This window comes from Roseivirga sp. UBA838 (assembly GCF_002296035.1).
GTDB classification, from domain to species: domain Bacteria; phylum Bacteroidota; class Bacteroidia; order Cytophagales; family Cyclobacteriaceae; genus Roseivirga; species Roseivirga thermotolerans.
The window spans coordinates 54,875-71,068 of the sequence record NZ_DBHC01000008.1 but is presented as its reverse complement, the minus strand read 5'-3'; the positions used below and the strand labels follow the sequence as shown (position 1 = coordinate 71,068).

At 42.5% G+C, this 16,194-nt stretch carries 13 protein-coding genes; 7 read left to right on the top strand and 6 right to left on the bottom strand.

Features of this window, described 5'->3' with window-relative positions; translation table 11 throughout:
- The first annotated feature begins 243 nt into the window (after positions 1 to 243).
- Complete coding sequence (locus B3O12_RS02190; protein WP_286755127.1) at positions 244 to 612, top strand: SnoaL-like domain-containing protein; 369 nt, start codon at positions 244 to 246, stop codon at positions 610 to 612.
- On the opposite strand, the gene B3O12_RS02185 is transcribed toward B3O12_RS02190, so the two are convergent.
- Complete coding sequence (locus B3O12_RS02185) at positions 609 to 1,064, bottom strand: hypothetical protein (protein ID WP_189631486.1); 456 nt, start codon at positions 1,062 to 1,064, stop codon at positions 609 to 611. The genes B3O12_RS02190 and B3O12_RS02185 overlap by 4 nt on opposite strands.
- A 271-nt stretch (positions 1,065 to 1,335) precedes the next feature.
- On the opposite strand from B3O12_RS02185, the gene B3O12_RS02180 reads away from it, so the two are divergent.
- A complete protein-coding gene (locus tag B3O12_RS02180; RefSeq protein WP_286755126.1) occupies positions 1,336 to 1,629 on the top strand; it encodes a helix-turn-helix domain-containing protein in 294 nt (97 codons plus the stop codon).
- Positions 1,626 to 5,615: an N-6 DNA methylase gene (locus tag B3O12_RS02175; protein WP_286755125.1), complete on the top strand. Its 3,990-nt coding sequence runs from the start codon at positions 1,626 to 1,628 to the stop codon at positions 5,613 to 5,615. The genes B3O12_RS02180 and B3O12_RS02175 overlap by 4 nt, the downstream gene beginning before the upstream one ends.
- A 303-nt stretch (positions 5,616 to 5,918) precedes the next feature.
- Here B3O12_RS02175 and B3O12_RS02170 read toward each other — a convergent pair whose 3' ends face one another.
- On the bottom strand, positions 5,919 to 6,551 hold the full coding sequence (locus B3O12_RS02170; protein ID WP_286755124.1) for a pirin family protein: 633 nt from the start codon (positions 6,549 to 6,551) through the stop codon (positions 5,919 to 5,921).
- A gap of 224 nt (positions 6,552 to 6,775) precedes the next feature.
- On the opposite strand from B3O12_RS02170, the gene B3O12_RS02165 reads away from it, so the two are divergent.
- Positions 6,776 to 7,870 carry an alkene reductase gene (locus B3O12_RS02165; RefSeq protein ID WP_286742557.1) on the top strand — a complete coding sequence of 365 codons (1,095 nt, stop codon included), beginning with the start codon at positions 6,776 to 6,778 and terminating at the stop codon, positions 7,868 to 7,870.
- Between the two features lie 81 nt (positions 7,871 to 7,951).
- Here B3O12_RS02165 and B3O12_RS02160 read toward each other — a convergent pair whose 3' ends face one another.
- Positions 7,952 to 8,344, bottom strand: a complete 393-nt coding sequence (locus B3O12_RS02160) for a DUF1801 domain-containing protein (RefSeq protein ID WP_286755123.1) — start codon at positions 8,342 to 8,344, stop codon at positions 7,952 to 7,954.
- Between the two features lie 26 nt (positions 8,345 to 8,370).
- The gene (locus tag B3O12_RS02155) at positions 8,371 to 8,940 is read right to left on the bottom strand and encodes a DUF4287 domain-containing protein (protein WP_286755122.1); all 570 of its coding nucleotides are present in this window, start codon (positions 8,938 to 8,940) and stop codon (positions 8,371 to 8,373) included.
- A gap of 20 nt (positions 8,941 to 8,960) precedes the next feature.
- On the opposite strand from B3O12_RS02155, the gene B3O12_RS02150 reads away from it, so the two are divergent.
- A complete protein-coding gene (locus B3O12_RS02150; RefSeq protein ID WP_286755121.1) occupies positions 8,961 to 10,136 on the top strand; it encodes a DegT/DnrJ/EryC1/StrS family aminotransferase in 1,176 nt (391 codons plus the stop codon).
- Positions 10,137 to 10,194: 58 nt separating this feature from the next.
- On the opposite strand, the gene B3O12_RS02145 is transcribed toward B3O12_RS02150, so the two are convergent.
- Both B3O12_RS02145 and B3O12_RS02140 read right to left on the bottom strand, forming a co-directional pair.
- On the bottom strand, positions 10,195 to 12,882 hold the full coding sequence (locus B3O12_RS02145) for a carboxypeptidase-like regulatory domain-containing protein (protein WP_286755120.1): 2,688 nt from the start codon (positions 12,880 to 12,882) through the stop codon (positions 10,195 to 10,197).
- A 34-nt stretch (positions 12,883 to 12,916) separates the two neighbouring features.
- Positions 12,917 to 13,777 carry a GLPGLI family protein gene (locus B3O12_RS02140; RefSeq protein ID WP_189631480.1) on the bottom strand — a complete coding sequence of 287 codons (861 nt, stop codon included), beginning with the start codon at positions 13,775 to 13,777 and terminating at the stop codon, positions 12,917 to 12,919.
- Positions 13,778 to 13,894: 117 nt separating this feature from the next.
- On the opposite strand from B3O12_RS02140, the gene B3O12_RS02135 reads away from it, so the two are divergent.
- Both B3O12_RS02135 and B3O12_RS02130 read left to right on the top strand, forming a co-directional pair.
- A complete protein-coding gene (locus B3O12_RS02135; RefSeq protein WP_286755119.1) occupies positions 13,895 to 15,493 on the top strand; it encodes a sensor histidine kinase in 1,599 nt (532 codons plus the stop codon).
- A complete protein-coding gene (locus tag B3O12_RS02130; RefSeq protein WP_286742546.1) occupies positions 15,480 to 16,157 on the top strand; it encodes a response regulator transcription factor in 678 nt (225 codons plus the stop codon). Before B3O12_RS02135 ends, B3O12_RS02130 begins: the two co-directional genes overlap by 14 nt.
- The last annotated feature ends 37 nt before the right edge of the window (positions 16,158 to 16,194 follow it).

Here is a 16,194-nt window from a genome sequence, read left to right as displayed (position 1 = left end):
ATCTATACTTACCCCTGTATCAGTTCCATGCGCTTCGCCTAAAGAAATTTCAAAAGCAGAATAAAAGCTTAGCAGCTGATGTTAATTGCTTAACTTACCACAACGGATCTTACTTTTTGTATGAGCGCAAATGACCGGTTACAACCGTGAGGGTCTTTTCTTCTGTGAACTGGTTCTGACTTATTGAGAGTAGGTGATTTTACGAGCCAGGAGAATGGCCCTTGAAAATTAAAAAATATAACCATGAGTGTTTTACAATTAGAGCAAGACTTACAGCAAATGGCCGGAGGAGGCCAGCTAATTGAAGCTTTCGATAAGTTTTATGCCGAAGAAGTGGTCATGCATGAGGGCAATGGCGATGTATTTAAAGGCAAAGCTGCCAACAGAAAGAGACAAGAACAGTTTTTAGCCATGATAAAAGAAGTACATGGTGGTGGAGTAGGTGCACTGACCGCTAACGAAGAAACCGGGCAAACCGCTACAGAAACTTGGATAGATGTGACCTTCATGGACGGGAACAGAATAAAGATGGAGCAGGTCTCTGTAAAGCAGTGGAAAAATAACCTGGTGGTGCATGAGCGCTTCTACTACAATATGCCCACACCAGGCTAAATGTTCAATTGGCGACCTTCGGCCAAAGCCTGATGATCTTTTTGTATACCAATGGCCATGCCTATGCTCATGCCAACAGGTATACCTATTCCAACGAATGCGAAATTATTGAGTAGGGAAGAGAAGACTGTGCCCAAGGGAACACCGAATACACCCATTCCAATACCCATCCACAGGTTTCTGTAAAAGTGCGGTACGGTGAGGCCATGTTTTTTTCGCAAACGGTCAGTGAGCATATTATAAAATGCTCTGATTTGTGAAGGTTTGGTGTCGCCAGCGAGTTGTTTCTTCAAAGTAGCTAGTTCATTACTGAATGCTTGTGGAGCTAGCCCCCGTTGATCCAGATGTTTTAGCAGAGCAATCACTTTCTCAAGCGCTTCTTTAAGGTGAGGGTTATTGGTTCCTTCTGCTCGAACCTGTAGTTCTTCAATTACCAGGCTAAAATCTTTCATAAGCCGAATATCAATCAATTGATCTGGAGAACCTTTAGGCAACCAACGGAACGGTATATAATGCGTCTGATTGAGTACATTATTCCGGCAAAGGGATGTAGTCTTTGTGCCTCATTGTGAAAACCCCACCGCACAAATGGCACATTTGGTTTTTGCCAAAACACAGCCCAATACTGAAAAACCAAAAGAGCCATTTTTTCCACCGCACGACTGACAATTTGAAAAAATATTTTTAAATTTGACCAAATTTGGACAAGTATAGATTGAGTCAATGACAATAGGGCAAAGAATTAGACAACTCAGAGAAGAGTCAGGAATGAAACAGCGAGAACTCGCTGCAAAACTTGACATTGGAGAAGGCTTTCTAAGTAAAGTTGAAAATGACCAAAAGTTACTAAAGCGAGAAGACCTCAAAAAACTGAGTGAACTTTTCAATGTAGCACATTCCGACTTGGAAACCTTATGGTTGGCTAACAAAGTCTATGACTTGATTAAAGATGAAAACCAAGGTTTGGACGCTTTAAAAGTAGCCGAAGAACAAGCAAAATATTCAAAGGGCAAATGACAGAAAAGCAAATCATAACGACAATTGAGGCTTTTGGATTTACGTCAAATCCAAAGGATGCAAAGGTTTATTCAAAAACCTACGACAAGATTAAATACCAAATGTCTGTGGACTTCACCAAGAAGCGGATTGATTTTGGACTTGAAATTAAAAAAGGTGACGACACCACTTCTCATTTGGAGAACCCCGAAAATATTGTAGTTCTTGAGTGCGTTGACCGACTTTTAGAAAAGGGATATAAGCCTGCCGACCTGACCCTTGAAAAGAAATGGAAACTTGGAAGAACAGCCAAAAGTGGGAAAGCTGACATCACCGTTAAAGGAAAAGACGGTAAAACACTTTTAATAATTGAATGTAAAACTTGGGGTAAAGAATACGAAAAAGAGTTGGATAATATGAAATCCAACGGAGGTCAGCTTTTTTCTTACTACCAGCAAGATAAAAACACTCGTTATTTGTGCCTGTATGCTTCAAGAGAACACAATGGAAAAATTGAAATGGCTAACGCCTTAATCAAAGTTGAAGATAGCACAGAAGAAAAAGTAAATCAGCAAGAAACCGAAAAACTCATCACATACGACCAAGCAAAAACCATTAAGGAAATGCTTGAAGTATGGAAACACAAAACCAAAGGCAAACAGACTTTCCTTAATTCAGGTCTTTTCGAGCCTGAAATTGAACCATACAACCCAGGTTATATCCCAATCAAAATTGCTGACCTAAAAGATTTTGGGAAAGACGACAAAGGCAAGGTGTTCAATCAGTTTGAGGAAATTCTTAGACACAATAACATTTCAGACCGCTCCAATGCTTTTAACAGAATAATTTCGCTCATTCTTGCCAAAATCGTTGACGAAAACAAAGGCGAGGAAGCTATCACCGATTTTCAAATCAAAGAGGGTATTGATGATGCAGAAACACTTTTGGAGCGTTTGCAATCGCTATACTCTAAAGCAATGCGAGATTATTTGGACGAAGAAGTAATCGACTACAAATTAGAAGATATTGAAGCTCAGATTGCCAACTTCCCAAGACAAACAGCAAAAGAAACACTCTACCGCATTTACAAAGAGTTGAAGTTTTACCAAAATAATGAATTTGCCTTCAAGGAGGTTTACAACAAAAAGTTATTTGAGGAGAACGCCAAAGTATTGGAAGAAGTAGTACGACTATTCCAAAAATACCGCTTTAAATACGACCAAAAAGCCCAGTTCTTGGGCGACTTTTTTGAGCTAATGCTCGAAAGTGGTTACAAACAATCTGAAGGTCAATTTTTCACGCCAACACCCATTGCACGATTTATCATTTCGTCCATTCCATTAAAATCAATCGTTCGGGAAAAATTGAAGAAAGGCGATAAACTCTTCTTGCCTAAAGTGATTGATTTTGCTTGTGGTAGTGGACACTTTTTGACAGAAGCCATTGAAGAAATTGCTGACTTGGTTAAAGAAATTTCAGAAGATGATATAAAAAACCTGCCCGATTCAGATAAAGTTGAATTTGCTCTAAAAGAGTTGAAGCGATACAAACAAGACATGCGTTGGGCAGGCGAATATATCTTTGGCATAGAAAAGGATTACCGATTGGCAAGAACCAGTCAGGTAGCTTGTTTTATGCACGGTGATGGTGATGCAAACATCATTTTTGGTGACGGTCTTGAAAAACATCCACGTTTGGCAAAAGACGGTACTTTTGATGTGCTTATTGCCAACCCACCCTATACCATAAAAGACTTCAAAAAGCACCTGAACGTAAACCCACACGATTTTGAGATGTGGGAACACGTTACGCCAGACTCTGACGACATTGAAGTTTTCTTCATTGAACGAATGAAACAATTGCTTCGCCCAGGAGGAATGGCAGGTATTATTTTGCCAAGTTCAATTTTGAGCAATGCAGGGGCTTATACCAAAGCAAGAGAAATTATTTTAAAGCATTTTGAAATAAAAGCCATCGTAGAATTTGGGGGAAATACCTTTGGTGCAACCAGTACCAACACCGTAACGCTATTCCTTAAAAAACGAAATGAAGATTTTGTAACCAACTGCCAATACATAGCCGAAGACTTCATCTCAGAAAACAAAGAGCGTGAAGGTGACTTTTTAAATTCCGAAGAACTTTTTGAGAATTACGTGGCTCAGTTGGAATTGGAAATGAATGACTACAAAACATTCATTGCCAGAAATCCAAATGAAACAATTAAGCAGACCGAATTTTACAAAAGCTATAAAAGTTGGTTTGACGGTTTAACGGAAGTGGTAAATCTGAAAAAAAGAAAAAGTTTTACAGACCTTCCGAAAGCAGACCAAGAAGCCAAACTAAAATCCATGTTCTTTGATTTGGTGTTGGAAATTGAAACCGAGAAGTTTTTCTATTTCTTGCTCACGCATAGGCAATTGGTGTTGAGCGAAGAAGAAGCACCTTTCGAAATAGAAAAAATGGAGTGGACAGACGAAAACGGCAACAAACTCACCAAAGAAATAAAGCACTACAAGAAAAAAGCCGTACCACAAAAAATGCTTATTATAAAAACAGGGAGTACGAACAAAGAGCAAGAAAAGTTTTTGGGTTACAAGTTTAGCAACCGCAGGGGCTACAAAGGCATTGACTTTACAGGCGATACATTGATGTTTGACCGAGCCGATCAGCTCAATCCTAAAAAAGTAAACAGCTATATCTACAAAAACTTTGTGGATGAAAAAATAAAGGTAGATGAAGCACTTGCTGATAACCTGTCTTTGGTAAGACTCACAGACTGCATCAATTTTGAGAAAATTGATTTGGATAAGCGGTTGAGTATGAATCCGAATAGGAAAGTCATTGAGTTTGAAAGCAAATTTCCAATGCGAAAAATGGATTCATTTTGTGATGTTAAAATAGGTGGTACACCAAGCCGTAGCGAAAGAAGCTATTTTGAGAACGGCACCCATTTATGGGTTTCCATTTCCGAAATGGACGGCAATACTATTACAGACACAAAAGAAAAGTTGACTGATGAAGGAGTTGCAAACTCTAATGTAAAGTTGATTAAAGCAGGTACTACACTTTTGAGTTTTAAACTTTCCATTGGGAAAACGGCAATCGCAGGAGCAGACTTGTACACGAATGAAGCCATTGCAGGGTTAGAAATATTGGAAAACGAAAAAGAAAACATTTCTGACCAATACCTTTACCATCTTTTTAGTGCCAAATTGATAAATCTTGAAAAGGACGGCAGAAATGCAATGGGTTCAAGTCTGAACTCTAAATTTTTGAAACAACTCAAAATCCCTGTCCCACCACTTTCCATCCAACAAAAAATCATCACCGAAACAGAAGCCATTGAAGCCAAAGAAGCCGAGGCAAAAAAGGTGATTGAAGAGAAAAGACAAGCTATTACTAAGCTTTTTGATTCTATAGACGCTGACCAAGTTACACTAAAGTCAATTACTTCAAAAATTGGTAGTGGAGCTACACCAAGAGGCGGAGAGTCATCATATAAGGAAAGTGGAATATCTCTAATTAGAAGCCAAAATATATATGATTATGGTATGCTTGAGGATGGCTTAGCATTTATTGATGACGAACAAGCAAAAAAATTGAAGAATGTAATAGTTGAAAAAGATGATGTACTATTTAACATTACAGGTGCATCAGTTTGTAGATGTTGCATTGTTGAAGAAAAGTATTTACCAGCAAGGGTAAATCAACACGTTGCGATTATTAGAGCGACAAAAAAGGTTTTGCCAAACTATCTACATCAGATTTTAGTAAGTCCAAGAATTAAGCTACAGCTTTTAAACATCGCAAAAGGTGCGACCAGTCGTGAAGCAATTACCAAACAGCAATTGGAAGACTTCAAAATCCCACTACCTTCAATAGAAGAGCAAAAAAAGTTGGTAAAGGATTTAGAAAAACACTTGAAAGAAATCCGAAAGCAAGAGCAAGCCATCGCCAACACCGAAGAAGAAAAGAAAGCAGTTTTGACAAAATATTTAGAGAAATGATAGCCCAACGCATAAGGTCATACACATTGGCAAGTCGCTCAATGCCCAACCGCAAGCCAAAACTTGCCAAAGAGTATGCCCTTCCCAAGCTGACAAAGACGGACGAAAAAGAAACAACGAAGGCACAACATTGTATAAAAGCAATAGCGGGTGAAGTGCTAAATTCAAGGTCTGTGCATTTAATAAACTTTGGTGGTGGCGGACAAGTAATCGCCTTGAAATCCGCTACTGCTCTTATAATTGAACGTTATGTGGCACATGTCTTCCTCTTTAGATACCAACATATTGCCTTTTTCAATACGCTCAGCAGGCCAGAATGTGCCCCCTAACCACACACAGGCCAATTTCGCCCTTAAGCTCGCCACTAACTTGTAAAGAAGCTTCGTTGCTGGCTTCTACTTTTAGCCTAAACAAAGAGGAGAATACTGGAACGGGCGACTGCCTTCCGAAGCCTTGTCCGGCAATAAGCTTAAACCTTAGGGAATCAGTTTGCCATTCGGGCAGTTCATGGCCGGGCGTGTATGAAAATTGCGGGTCTATCTGTTCTTTGTCTTTAGGTAGAGCCACCCAAATCTGGTATCCATGAATAGGAAATGTGCCACCGTTTCGCTGATGATCCGGGCTTCTCTCGGTGTGCACAATGTCCTGGCCGGCAGTCATCCAACCCACTGAACCGGCCGTTACCAACTGCTCTGTACCTAAAGAGTCACGATGCATTATTTCACCTTCCAGTAAATAAGTAAGAGTAGAAAGACCAATGTGTGGATGTTGGCCTATATCCATATAATGACCATCCTGAATCAGGGAAGGCCCCATATGGTCGATGAATATGAAAGGCCCCACCATACGCTTTTTTCGAAAAGGAATAAGTCTCCCAACCATAAAGTCGCCAATGTCGCGGCTTCTTTCTTCAATAATTAACCCTGTGTTCGACATGACTTCAATTTAGCGATAGCCTATGGTAAAATGGCCAGAGCCAGAGCTTTTCTGTGAGAGCAAGCTGGAGTGTTGATGGAGTAAGAAAAAAGTAAAGATATATCTGCCTGTATTACAGGAGCTTTAAAGGCGGTGGGGTAAAAAAGTCCCAATTCATGAAATCATATGTATGTACATGTTGTTGTGAAGGCTGATTGAGAAAATTAAAAGCAAACAAATAAGTAATGTCTAATTTATTTCAACCGTATGAAAAAGGAGCCCTGCACCTGAAAAACAGGGTGGTGATGGCTCCCATGACCAGATCAAGAGCCATTGGCAATATGGCCAATGAGCTGATGGCTGAGTATTACGCTCAACGCGCAGAAGCCGGTCTTATAATTACCGAAGGAGCGTCTCCATCGCCCAATGGTGTCGGTTATCCGCGAATTCCGGCTATTTACAACAAAGAGCAGGCTTCTTCGTGGAGGCAGGTTACCGATGCCGTTCATGAAAAGGGGAGCAAGATTTTCTTGCAAATAATGCATACCGGGCGAGTTTCTCATGAGAAGAATCTTCCGAAAGGTGGTCGTGTATTGGCTCCTTCGGCCATAGGTGTAGAAGCTCCTTTCGACAAAATGTATGTGGATGGGGAGGGCATGCTGCCTATTTCTGAACCACAGGCAATGACCCTGGAAGAAGTAAAAAGCACCATAAAGGAATATGCCGAAACAGCCCGGCTGGCCGTGGAGGCGGGGTTTGATGGGGTAGAACTTCATGGAGCCAACGGATATTTGATCAACCAGTTTCTAAATCCAAAATCCAACCAGCGCACCGATGAGTATGGAGGAAGTGGCGAAAACAGGTCCAGATTTTTACTTGAGGTAACTAAAGCGACAATTGATGCTATTGGAAAAGATAAGGTGGGTGTGAGAATTTCTCCATACGGTGTGTTCAATAGTATGGGAGCATTCGAAGGCATAGATGCGCAATATGAATTTATTGCCAGACAACTCAACGCCATGGGTATTGCCTACTTACATATGGCCGATATGTCTGCCATGACCCAAGTTCCGGTTCCGGATTCTATTAAGCAAACGCTTAGGAGAGAGTTTTCCGGGACTCTGATTTTGAATGGAGCTTATGCAAAAGATTCTGCTCAGAAAGATATCGAGCAGGGCAAGGCCGACCTGATAGCCTTTGGGGTTCCTTTTATTGCCAACCCTGATTTGGTTACGCGCATGAAAGAAAACCTGCCACTGGCACAACCCGATCAGAGCACCTTTTATACCCCGGGAGCTCAGGGCTATACTACATATGCACCAGCTACGGTGAATGCCTAAAATGAATATTGCCCTCCACAGATTGGTTTTCCTAAAGAAGGATTGGCTCTTTGTGGAGTGGCAATGCTTACGAGTTCTTAATTACTTTGGGCGGTCTAAATCGGCAGCCTCGAACAACAGACCTCTCAGGGTTTCCAGATCTTCGGGAGTTAGCTTTTTATAAGTTCTGGTTCTTACATATTTGCGTTTTCCTGAGGTCAGGTAGGTTTGGTCAGAAAGTAAATGACCCTGTGCAAATCCAAACTGTACACCTTCGAATGTGCCGCCCCATGGCACGGAACCCGGCCAAATAAAGCATATGGTTTTTCGCGCTCTAAAGAACGGAACATTATAGCTTAGTTTTTCTTTCACTTCCGGAATACACTCATACACCAGGTTTCTCAGGGTGTTGACAAGGCTCAGCTCTTCTTCCGGTAAAAACGCAAACAGATCGTCTAAATCTTGAAATGCTATGGGTTGAAACTTGTTGGGCATTGGGAGGAGATTTGTCGGGCAAGCCCCTAAAGATTTGCTTCGTAAGCTCTTTGAAACCACGCCTGCAAACCCTCAAGGTCTTCGACCTGCTGAATTCTGATGCGGTGGGTGACCATACTATTCCAGCTTCCGGCAGCTTCAATCTTACCTCCGGGCTCAACCCCTTTTAGGTTAAGGCCAATATCTAAGCGTGTTTTTGTGCTTGGCTGCAGAAGAGCAAATTGCTTTTTGGGAGTGCGCAGGCTGATATAGGTTTTTTTGTAGGCAAACTCTACCTCGCCCTTAAGTGCTTTGAACAAATTTTTTGCTGTGTAAAAGAGGGGGGCAATATCTTCTTTACCTTTTAAAAGTTCCCGGTCTAGCGAATCATCAGAGGCGGTTTGTTTCTCTAGCAACTCGGGCTTCAGGTAAAGCTGTGCAATGGTGTTTGCAAAACCATGGCTCACCCCATACTCGCCTTTCAAAAGCTTCATTATCTCTCCATGTTTGCCAAGCGCTGCTTTATGGAGCACGGCCTTCCACTCTTCAAGTGTTTTTCCGGTTTTCTCAGCCATATTGGCAATCATGGTTTGCAACATTTCTTCAGGACTAGCCATAGTTACTATGTGTTAAATGAATGTCTAATTTAATAATAGTGCCCATAGCAGAGACTGCTCTCAGGAGTATTTTTCTTTATCTTTCAGCAATGAGAGTTCCCTATTTAGATTTAAAACCCATTCATGACTCGCTAAGGGAAGAGCTTGACGGAGCTTATCGTCAGGTTATGGATGAGTCGTATTTTGTGCATGGTAGTGCCGTCACCAATTTTGAAAAGGCTTTTGCTCAAAAGCTGGGGGTTGAACATTGCCTGGCCGTTGGCAATTGCACAGACGCGCTTTTTATAGTACTCAAGATGCTGGGTGTTGGTCAGGGGCATGAAGTGTTGGTTCCGGCCATGACCTGGATTTCAGATGCTGAGGTGGTTTCTAACCTTGGAGCGGTACCGGTGTTTGTGGATGTTGATGCAGAAACTTACTGCATTGATGTGGCACAACTCGAAGAAAAGATTACCCCGCGTACAAAAGCCATTGTGCCGGTACACCTCTATGGTCAAATGGCCAATATGGATTCTCTTATGAAGGTGGCCGAGGCTCATGGACTTTGGGTGGTTGAAGACTGTGCCCAGGCACACTTTGCCCAACAGAACAGTGCCATGGCAGGCACCGTTGGCCATGCTGCAGTCTTTAGCTTTTATCCGACCAAGAACCTTGGGGCTTTGGGCGATGCCGGAGCGATTGTAACAAACGATAAGGCATTGTACACAGCTTGCCGAAAGATGGCCAACCACGGGGCTTTAGACAAACATGACCATGAGTTTGCAGGTATGAACAGCCGCATGGACACCCTACAGGCGGCAGTGTTGAACATTAAATTGAAATATATTGATGGTTGGAATAAGGAGCGCAATGCGCTGGCCTTGCGCTATTTTAAGGGCTTAGAAGGTATTTCAGCTGTACAATTGCCCCATAAAGCCGATAACAATGAGCATGTATACCATGTCTTTCAAGTGTTAATAGAGCATCGTGATGATTTGAAGGCTTACTTAAAGGATTGCGGTGTTCAAACTCAGATCCACTATCCGAAGGCCCTGCCCTTTACCAAGGCCTACTCAACTGTAAATACAAAAGCAACCGACTTTCCGGTTGCCTTTAAACTTCAGAACCAAGCCCTTTCGCTACCTGTTTATCCTGGCCTGGAACATGACCGACAGGATTTTGTTATCGCTAAGATGACCGAGTTTTTTAATAGGTAGTTAAACCGTTCTTCGCGAACCTCTGAGCTCAGATCTGTTTCGCAAAGAACAGTCATTTCTATAAGTCGTACATTACGCTAAATACCCAGTAGCGCTTCTGAATAAAATATTCAAAGGTGCTAATGAGGCTCTCGCTAAAAGAGTCTCTTCGAATGCCGGTGGTATTCAACAGGTTCATTCCTTCCACCTTAAACTCCCAGGGAGAACCCTCTTTTCTATACCGCAATTCGGCATCGAGCAAATCGAAAGTCTGAGTGGGATTGGTAGAAGATACATAGCTATTGTACTCGTAGTTGGCATTTAGGGTAAAGCCCTTAAGAAAACCAATCTCCAGGTTGCCAAATGGCTGATGGGTTTCAAACTGGCTGGTGGTATTCCTTGCCTCATAGTTGTTCAGAGCCAGGCTATATCCGAAATCGAGATACAGCTTTTTAAAGAGTGTGGTTGTAATGGTGGCCTTATAGCTTTGGTTGAAGCTAACGTTTTGATTAGGGGTGTCAGATATAATGTTATTGCTGGTGCTTCTACTCCAGTTGGCGCTCAGGTTGAACCGGAAAGCATCCAGTCGTTTGTCGAAACTTGCATAACCCGACATCACCTCGTTGGCTGCATTAATGTTGATGGGCGAATTTACCCGCTCCAGGTTGTTAAACTGCACAATGTTGCTCACATCATCCAGTCGTTTGGAATAATTGAGCCCGCCATACAGGTTTAGGAAGTTATACATGTTGAAGTTGAAGTAGCGAAGGTTCAGGCTATGGTAGAGACTGTTTTTGAGATCAGTGTTTCCCCGGAATAGCGAGTTATAACTTCTCACCACAAGAGCCTCAGCAAAATTTTGCACATCTGTAAACTCTGCAGTTACGGCATAGTTGAGGTTGAGCGTATGAGAACTTCTAAACTGATAGCGGGCAGAGAAACCAGGGAGCAGCATAGTCTTGTCGAAACCGTTTTGTGAATCATTTTGGTTGTTCCACACCTTGTATCGGTGCAAGTTCAACGAAGGGCTCATTTCTAACGGACCGAACTTTGTTTTGTAAAGAATACCCAGATAATAGTCTTCAAAAGTATAGTCCACCAGATTTACCAGGTTGCTTTGACTAAACTCATTTACCGTGCCATCGTCCAACGTTTCGTACATGCTTGAATTGAGTGTTTGACTGGTTGAATTGCTACCCAGCTTAAAGTTTACGTGGTTCGTTTTGTTGAGAATGCGGTAATAATTGAGGGCAGACTCATACTTATTGGTAGCCACATACCTAAGCTGTGTGAGGTTGTAAGGGCTGTTGCCAGTCATCGGAATAATAGAAGCAAACGGCTGTCCTGAATTTACAAGGTTGTAAGTAGGGTCTTGTATTTCATGAGAATAGCTGCCTTCAAAAGACCATATGTCTTTGTTTGTTGCCGCCCAAAATGCCCTAAGTTGCTGTTGAATGCTGTAAGGTTCCTGTGTAGTGGCGCCATTAATGTCGTTCGACTGATTACCAAAAGTTGAGTTTTGAAAGTCGAGGTTTTCTATACTCGCCAAACGCCCAAAGCCACTATAGTCTACCTGCAGATTGGGGTTAGGCATGTATTTAATTCCATACTTGAACAAACCGGAAGTGCTCTCTACCTGCTGTTCGGAGGTTAGTAATTCGGTATTGTTGCCCGGCTGAAGCACATAGGTGCGTTGTGAGATAGACCCAAGTGTGTTGTCTACCCGAGATCCTATGGCGAAACCATTAATCTGCCATTTGTTAGAAGGGGTGAAATTGTAGTTGAGAGCCCCAAGTTCATTTTTTAGCGACTTGGCGTTGTTTCTCTCAGCCATTGGAATGCCCAGCTGATTGGATGTGGTTTGAATGGATGAGCCGGCACCTCTCGAAAAGCCCCCAAGTCCTCCGGAAAACCGAAAATAGTCACTCATACTGAAGGCCGGAATCCCCACGTTATTGGCATCGGCAATCAGGTTGATATTGGTTTTCTTGTCGTAGTAAAATGTGTTTACATGAGCCAGGTAACGCCCTTCAGGTCCGCCACCAAGTTTCAGGTCACCAAACACCATACTCTTTTTATCCTCCTTTAGTTGAATGTTCAGGGCAAGCTGTTCGCTGTTGTTTACCCCTCTCAGTGGGCTTATGTCATTGAAGTTTTGAAGCACCTGCACCCGATCTACCACGTTGGCCGGTAGGTTCTTGGTTGCCAGTTTGGTGTCTCCTTCAAAAAACTCCTTGCCATCAACCAAAACCTTATCTACACTTTTACCCTGCACTTTTACTCCTCCGTCTGCATCTACCTCAAACCCCGGCAGGTCTTTCAGTACATCGCCCAATTTTCGTTCGTTGCCTTGTGTAAAAACCTCGGCTTTGTAGGTAATCGTATCGCCCTGAATAAGCACCGGCATTTCACTCACCACCTCTACATCGCCCAACTGCTGGGCATCGGTAGTCAGGCCAATGCCAAAAGGGGTAGAGTTGCTTTCTTCTGCCTTATAGGTTCTTTCAAATGGCAGAAAGCCTATAAAGCTTACCTTAATGGTATACACCCTGTCTTTTTCCAGCGAGATTTTAAACTGCCCCTGAGGGTTAGTTACGGCAAAGGCCGCCATGGTTTTTTTTACGGTATCAATGGCAATTACATTGGCAAATTCCAGAGGTGCCCCCTGATCATCGCGAACCTCTCCACTAAAAATTACCTTTTGCTGACCATACGCAATTGAAAATGCTCCCACTAAAAGCACTACTAAAAGGACTAGCTTGTTCATATAATAAGTTTTTGACTTGGGCTTGGTGTTAGAATTAGTTGCCTCCTATTTTGAATTTCATTTCCCCCTTACCATTGCTGAACTTGGTACCCATTTCTTCCATCTTGGCGTCCATTTCTGCCTGCAACTCTGCACGGGTTACCTTTTTGCCCTTTGAAGGCTTTTTAATAACCACAGTTTCTTCAGGGTTAAGCACCACTTTTGTACATAAATAGGTGGTTGGGCCATCGGTAAGCTCCAGAATCAGCCCGGGTAAGCCCCAATAGTCGCCAGGTCCTTGCGATACCGGAATTTGTGGGGTATACCAGGCTACTACCTGCACGGTATCTGTTTTTATTTCGGCTTCAGATTTATCGTCTTTAGGCTTGTTAGAATTACTACTAAAAGAAATGACGCGGCTTTCGCGAATGTCGTTGTAAATGGCTTTGTAGGCTGTATAATTACCAATTTGTTTGGTTTCGTTGGTTATTTGCCATTCCCTACTTTCCAGTTCATCGTTCACCAGAAAAGGTTTATTGAATACTTCCGACTCCCGTAAATAAAGGTTTTCGGCTGTGTTTTTATAAGTAACCCCACTCATGTTACCCGCAATTCGAACCACCACACCGCCAGAGGAAGCCGAAGTAGGTCCACCATCCAGACTTTCCACTTCTTTCCAGACCGACTCGGTCAGGTTAAACTTGAGCTCGTATTCTTTCTGAAATTGCTTTTTTAATTGCTCCTTTAGCTTGGCTTCCATATCGGGGCTGGCACCCTCCAGTTTAACCCCGAAACCGTCCATCTTTCTAGACGACTGATAAGTGGCGTAGCCCTGGAAATTCTGAGCAAAAGCAGAAGTGCTCAGAAAAAACAGCATAGCAAAAAATAGATAAAGTGTTTTTATAGTCTTTTTCATAATACTTGAGTTTATCACTCTACAAATGAAGATAGACGCTGTAAAACATTGAGTTAAGCAGTGTTAACGTGTGTTAAGCTCAAAATTGAAAGTGAGTTCTGTGTGTATATTTGCCTTGTGAACGCTCTGAAACTCAAACGTATAATTTATCTCATTACGGCCACAGCCATAATTACCATTGCTACGCAGGTGTATCGGAATGTTCAGAACTATGACCTGAACAAAGAGCGGTTTATTCAAGATATGCAACGGGCTCTGGATGTGAGCATAGACAGCTATTTTGCCGATCTGGTTCGGCAAGATATAATGTATAGGCGACTGGATCCTAACGATACCCTTATGCCGGGCATCGTTTTTCGCGGAGCATGGACATCTTCGTCAGACTCGGTTAGAAAAACCACCGACTGGTCTGTTTTTCTGGATTCCCTAAGTCTCCAGAAAGGCAAGCTCTCAAAAGTAGAGTTAGACTCACCCGTTAAGAAATTTGGTGTCTGGCAAAACATGGCCCATTCTTCTGTGGCTATCTCCGATAGTATTTTGTTTAGTCAATCGCATACAGGCAATGTAGAAATCAAGGTTACTGATAGTCTGGAGCAGATTAAGGGCTTTGCCAAAAAAATAATCATATCGTTAACCAATAGCAATTTGAATCTCGAAGCTCTGAAAAGCCACCTGCAAGACGAGTTGAACCGAAGAAATCTAAGGGTAAACCATGTGATGGTGCTTTACAAATCAGTGCCGATAGGGCTAGAGGTGGTTGAAAGCAGTAATAAAAATGGGGCGATTACATTCAATAGGCCTAAGGTTGACACACTACTATCAGAGCCTGTCGATGATCTGGAAAATTACCCGCTCGATGTGTTTTCCAAAAGCACATTTCTAACTAAAAATCAGCGGCTGCAATTGAGGTTCGAAAATGCCTCTCTGGCTATTCTTAAAAGGGGAGGGCTGGATTTACTCATTTCACTGGTTATCTCTTTTATGGTTATTGGCTCCCTGCTGTATCTCTACAGGGTGATCAGCGAGCAAAAGGAGTTGGCCGAGATAAAGAACGACCTGATTAGCAATATTACTCATGAGTTTAAAACCCCAATTGCTACTATTTCTACCGCTCTGGAAGGTATTTCGAATTTCAATGAAGCCAACGATCCGGTGAAAACCTCCAAGTATCTGGATATTTCAAAAGATCAGCTCGGCAAGCTGAATGGTATGGTAGAAAAACTACTGGAAACGGCTTCCTTGGATTCCGATGATCTTGAAATTTCGCTAGAGGAAGTAGAGGTTGTGCCATTTACCCGGCAAATCTATGAACGCTATTACCTTATAAAAGGAGATAAAAAGCTGAGCTTTAAAACCGATTTGCTTGGCGAAACGGCTTTTCTGGATGTGTTTCATATGGAAAATGCTATTGGCAACCTATTGGACAATGCCATTAAGTATGGAGGTAATCAGATAGAGTTGGAACTTTCGGCCAGTACCGATAAAATAACCTGGCGAGTGACAGACAACGGGGGGCACATTGGTAAGCAGGAGCAACAGCGCATATTCGATAAATTTTATCGTATACCCACGGGCAATGTTCACAACGTAAAAGGTTTTGGAATTGGTCTTTTCTATACCAAAAGCCTGGTAGAAAAACATAGCGGAGAGGTAACACTTAGTGTGCAGCCCGGTAAAACCACTTTTATAGTAGAAGTACCCTATGGCAAAGCATAAGATACTTTTGGCAGAAGATGAGGTAGCCCTGGGCACCATAGTGAAAGAAAGCCTCGAAACCAGAGGCTATGATGTAATCTATTGTGCCGATGGCGAAGAGGCCAGGCTCAAATATGAGCAAACCGGTCCGGAACTATTGGTGCTAGACGTAATGATGCCCAAAAAAGACGGATTTTCTCTGGTCAGGGAAATCAGGAAAAAGAACGACCGCATTCCCATTATTTTTCTAACCGCCAAGAGCCGTACAGAAGATGTGGTGGAGGGGTTTGGCTATGGGGCCAATGACTACCTAAAGAAGCCATTTTCTATGGAAGAGCTAATTGTTCGCATAAAGGCACTGCTCAGCCGACACGCAGGAGGCCAACCCTCAGAAGACGTATCCATAGGGCAGTACACTTTTAACTTTTCGAGACAAACACTGCGTTTTCAAGATCAGGAAGAGCAATTGACGCACCGCGAAGCCCAACTGCTCCATGAATTATACCTGCATAAAAACGACCTGACAGAAAGGACCCTAATACTCAACACCCTGTGGGGGAGTGATGACTTTTTTAATGCCCGAAGCATGGATGTGTTCATAACCAAGCTCCGGAAAAAGCTTAGCCAAGATACTTCCATTCAGATTCTAAACGTAAGAGGCTATGGATACAAGCTCATTTGCTGAGCTGCCCATTACAGTAATAAAGTGCCTCCTGTCACTC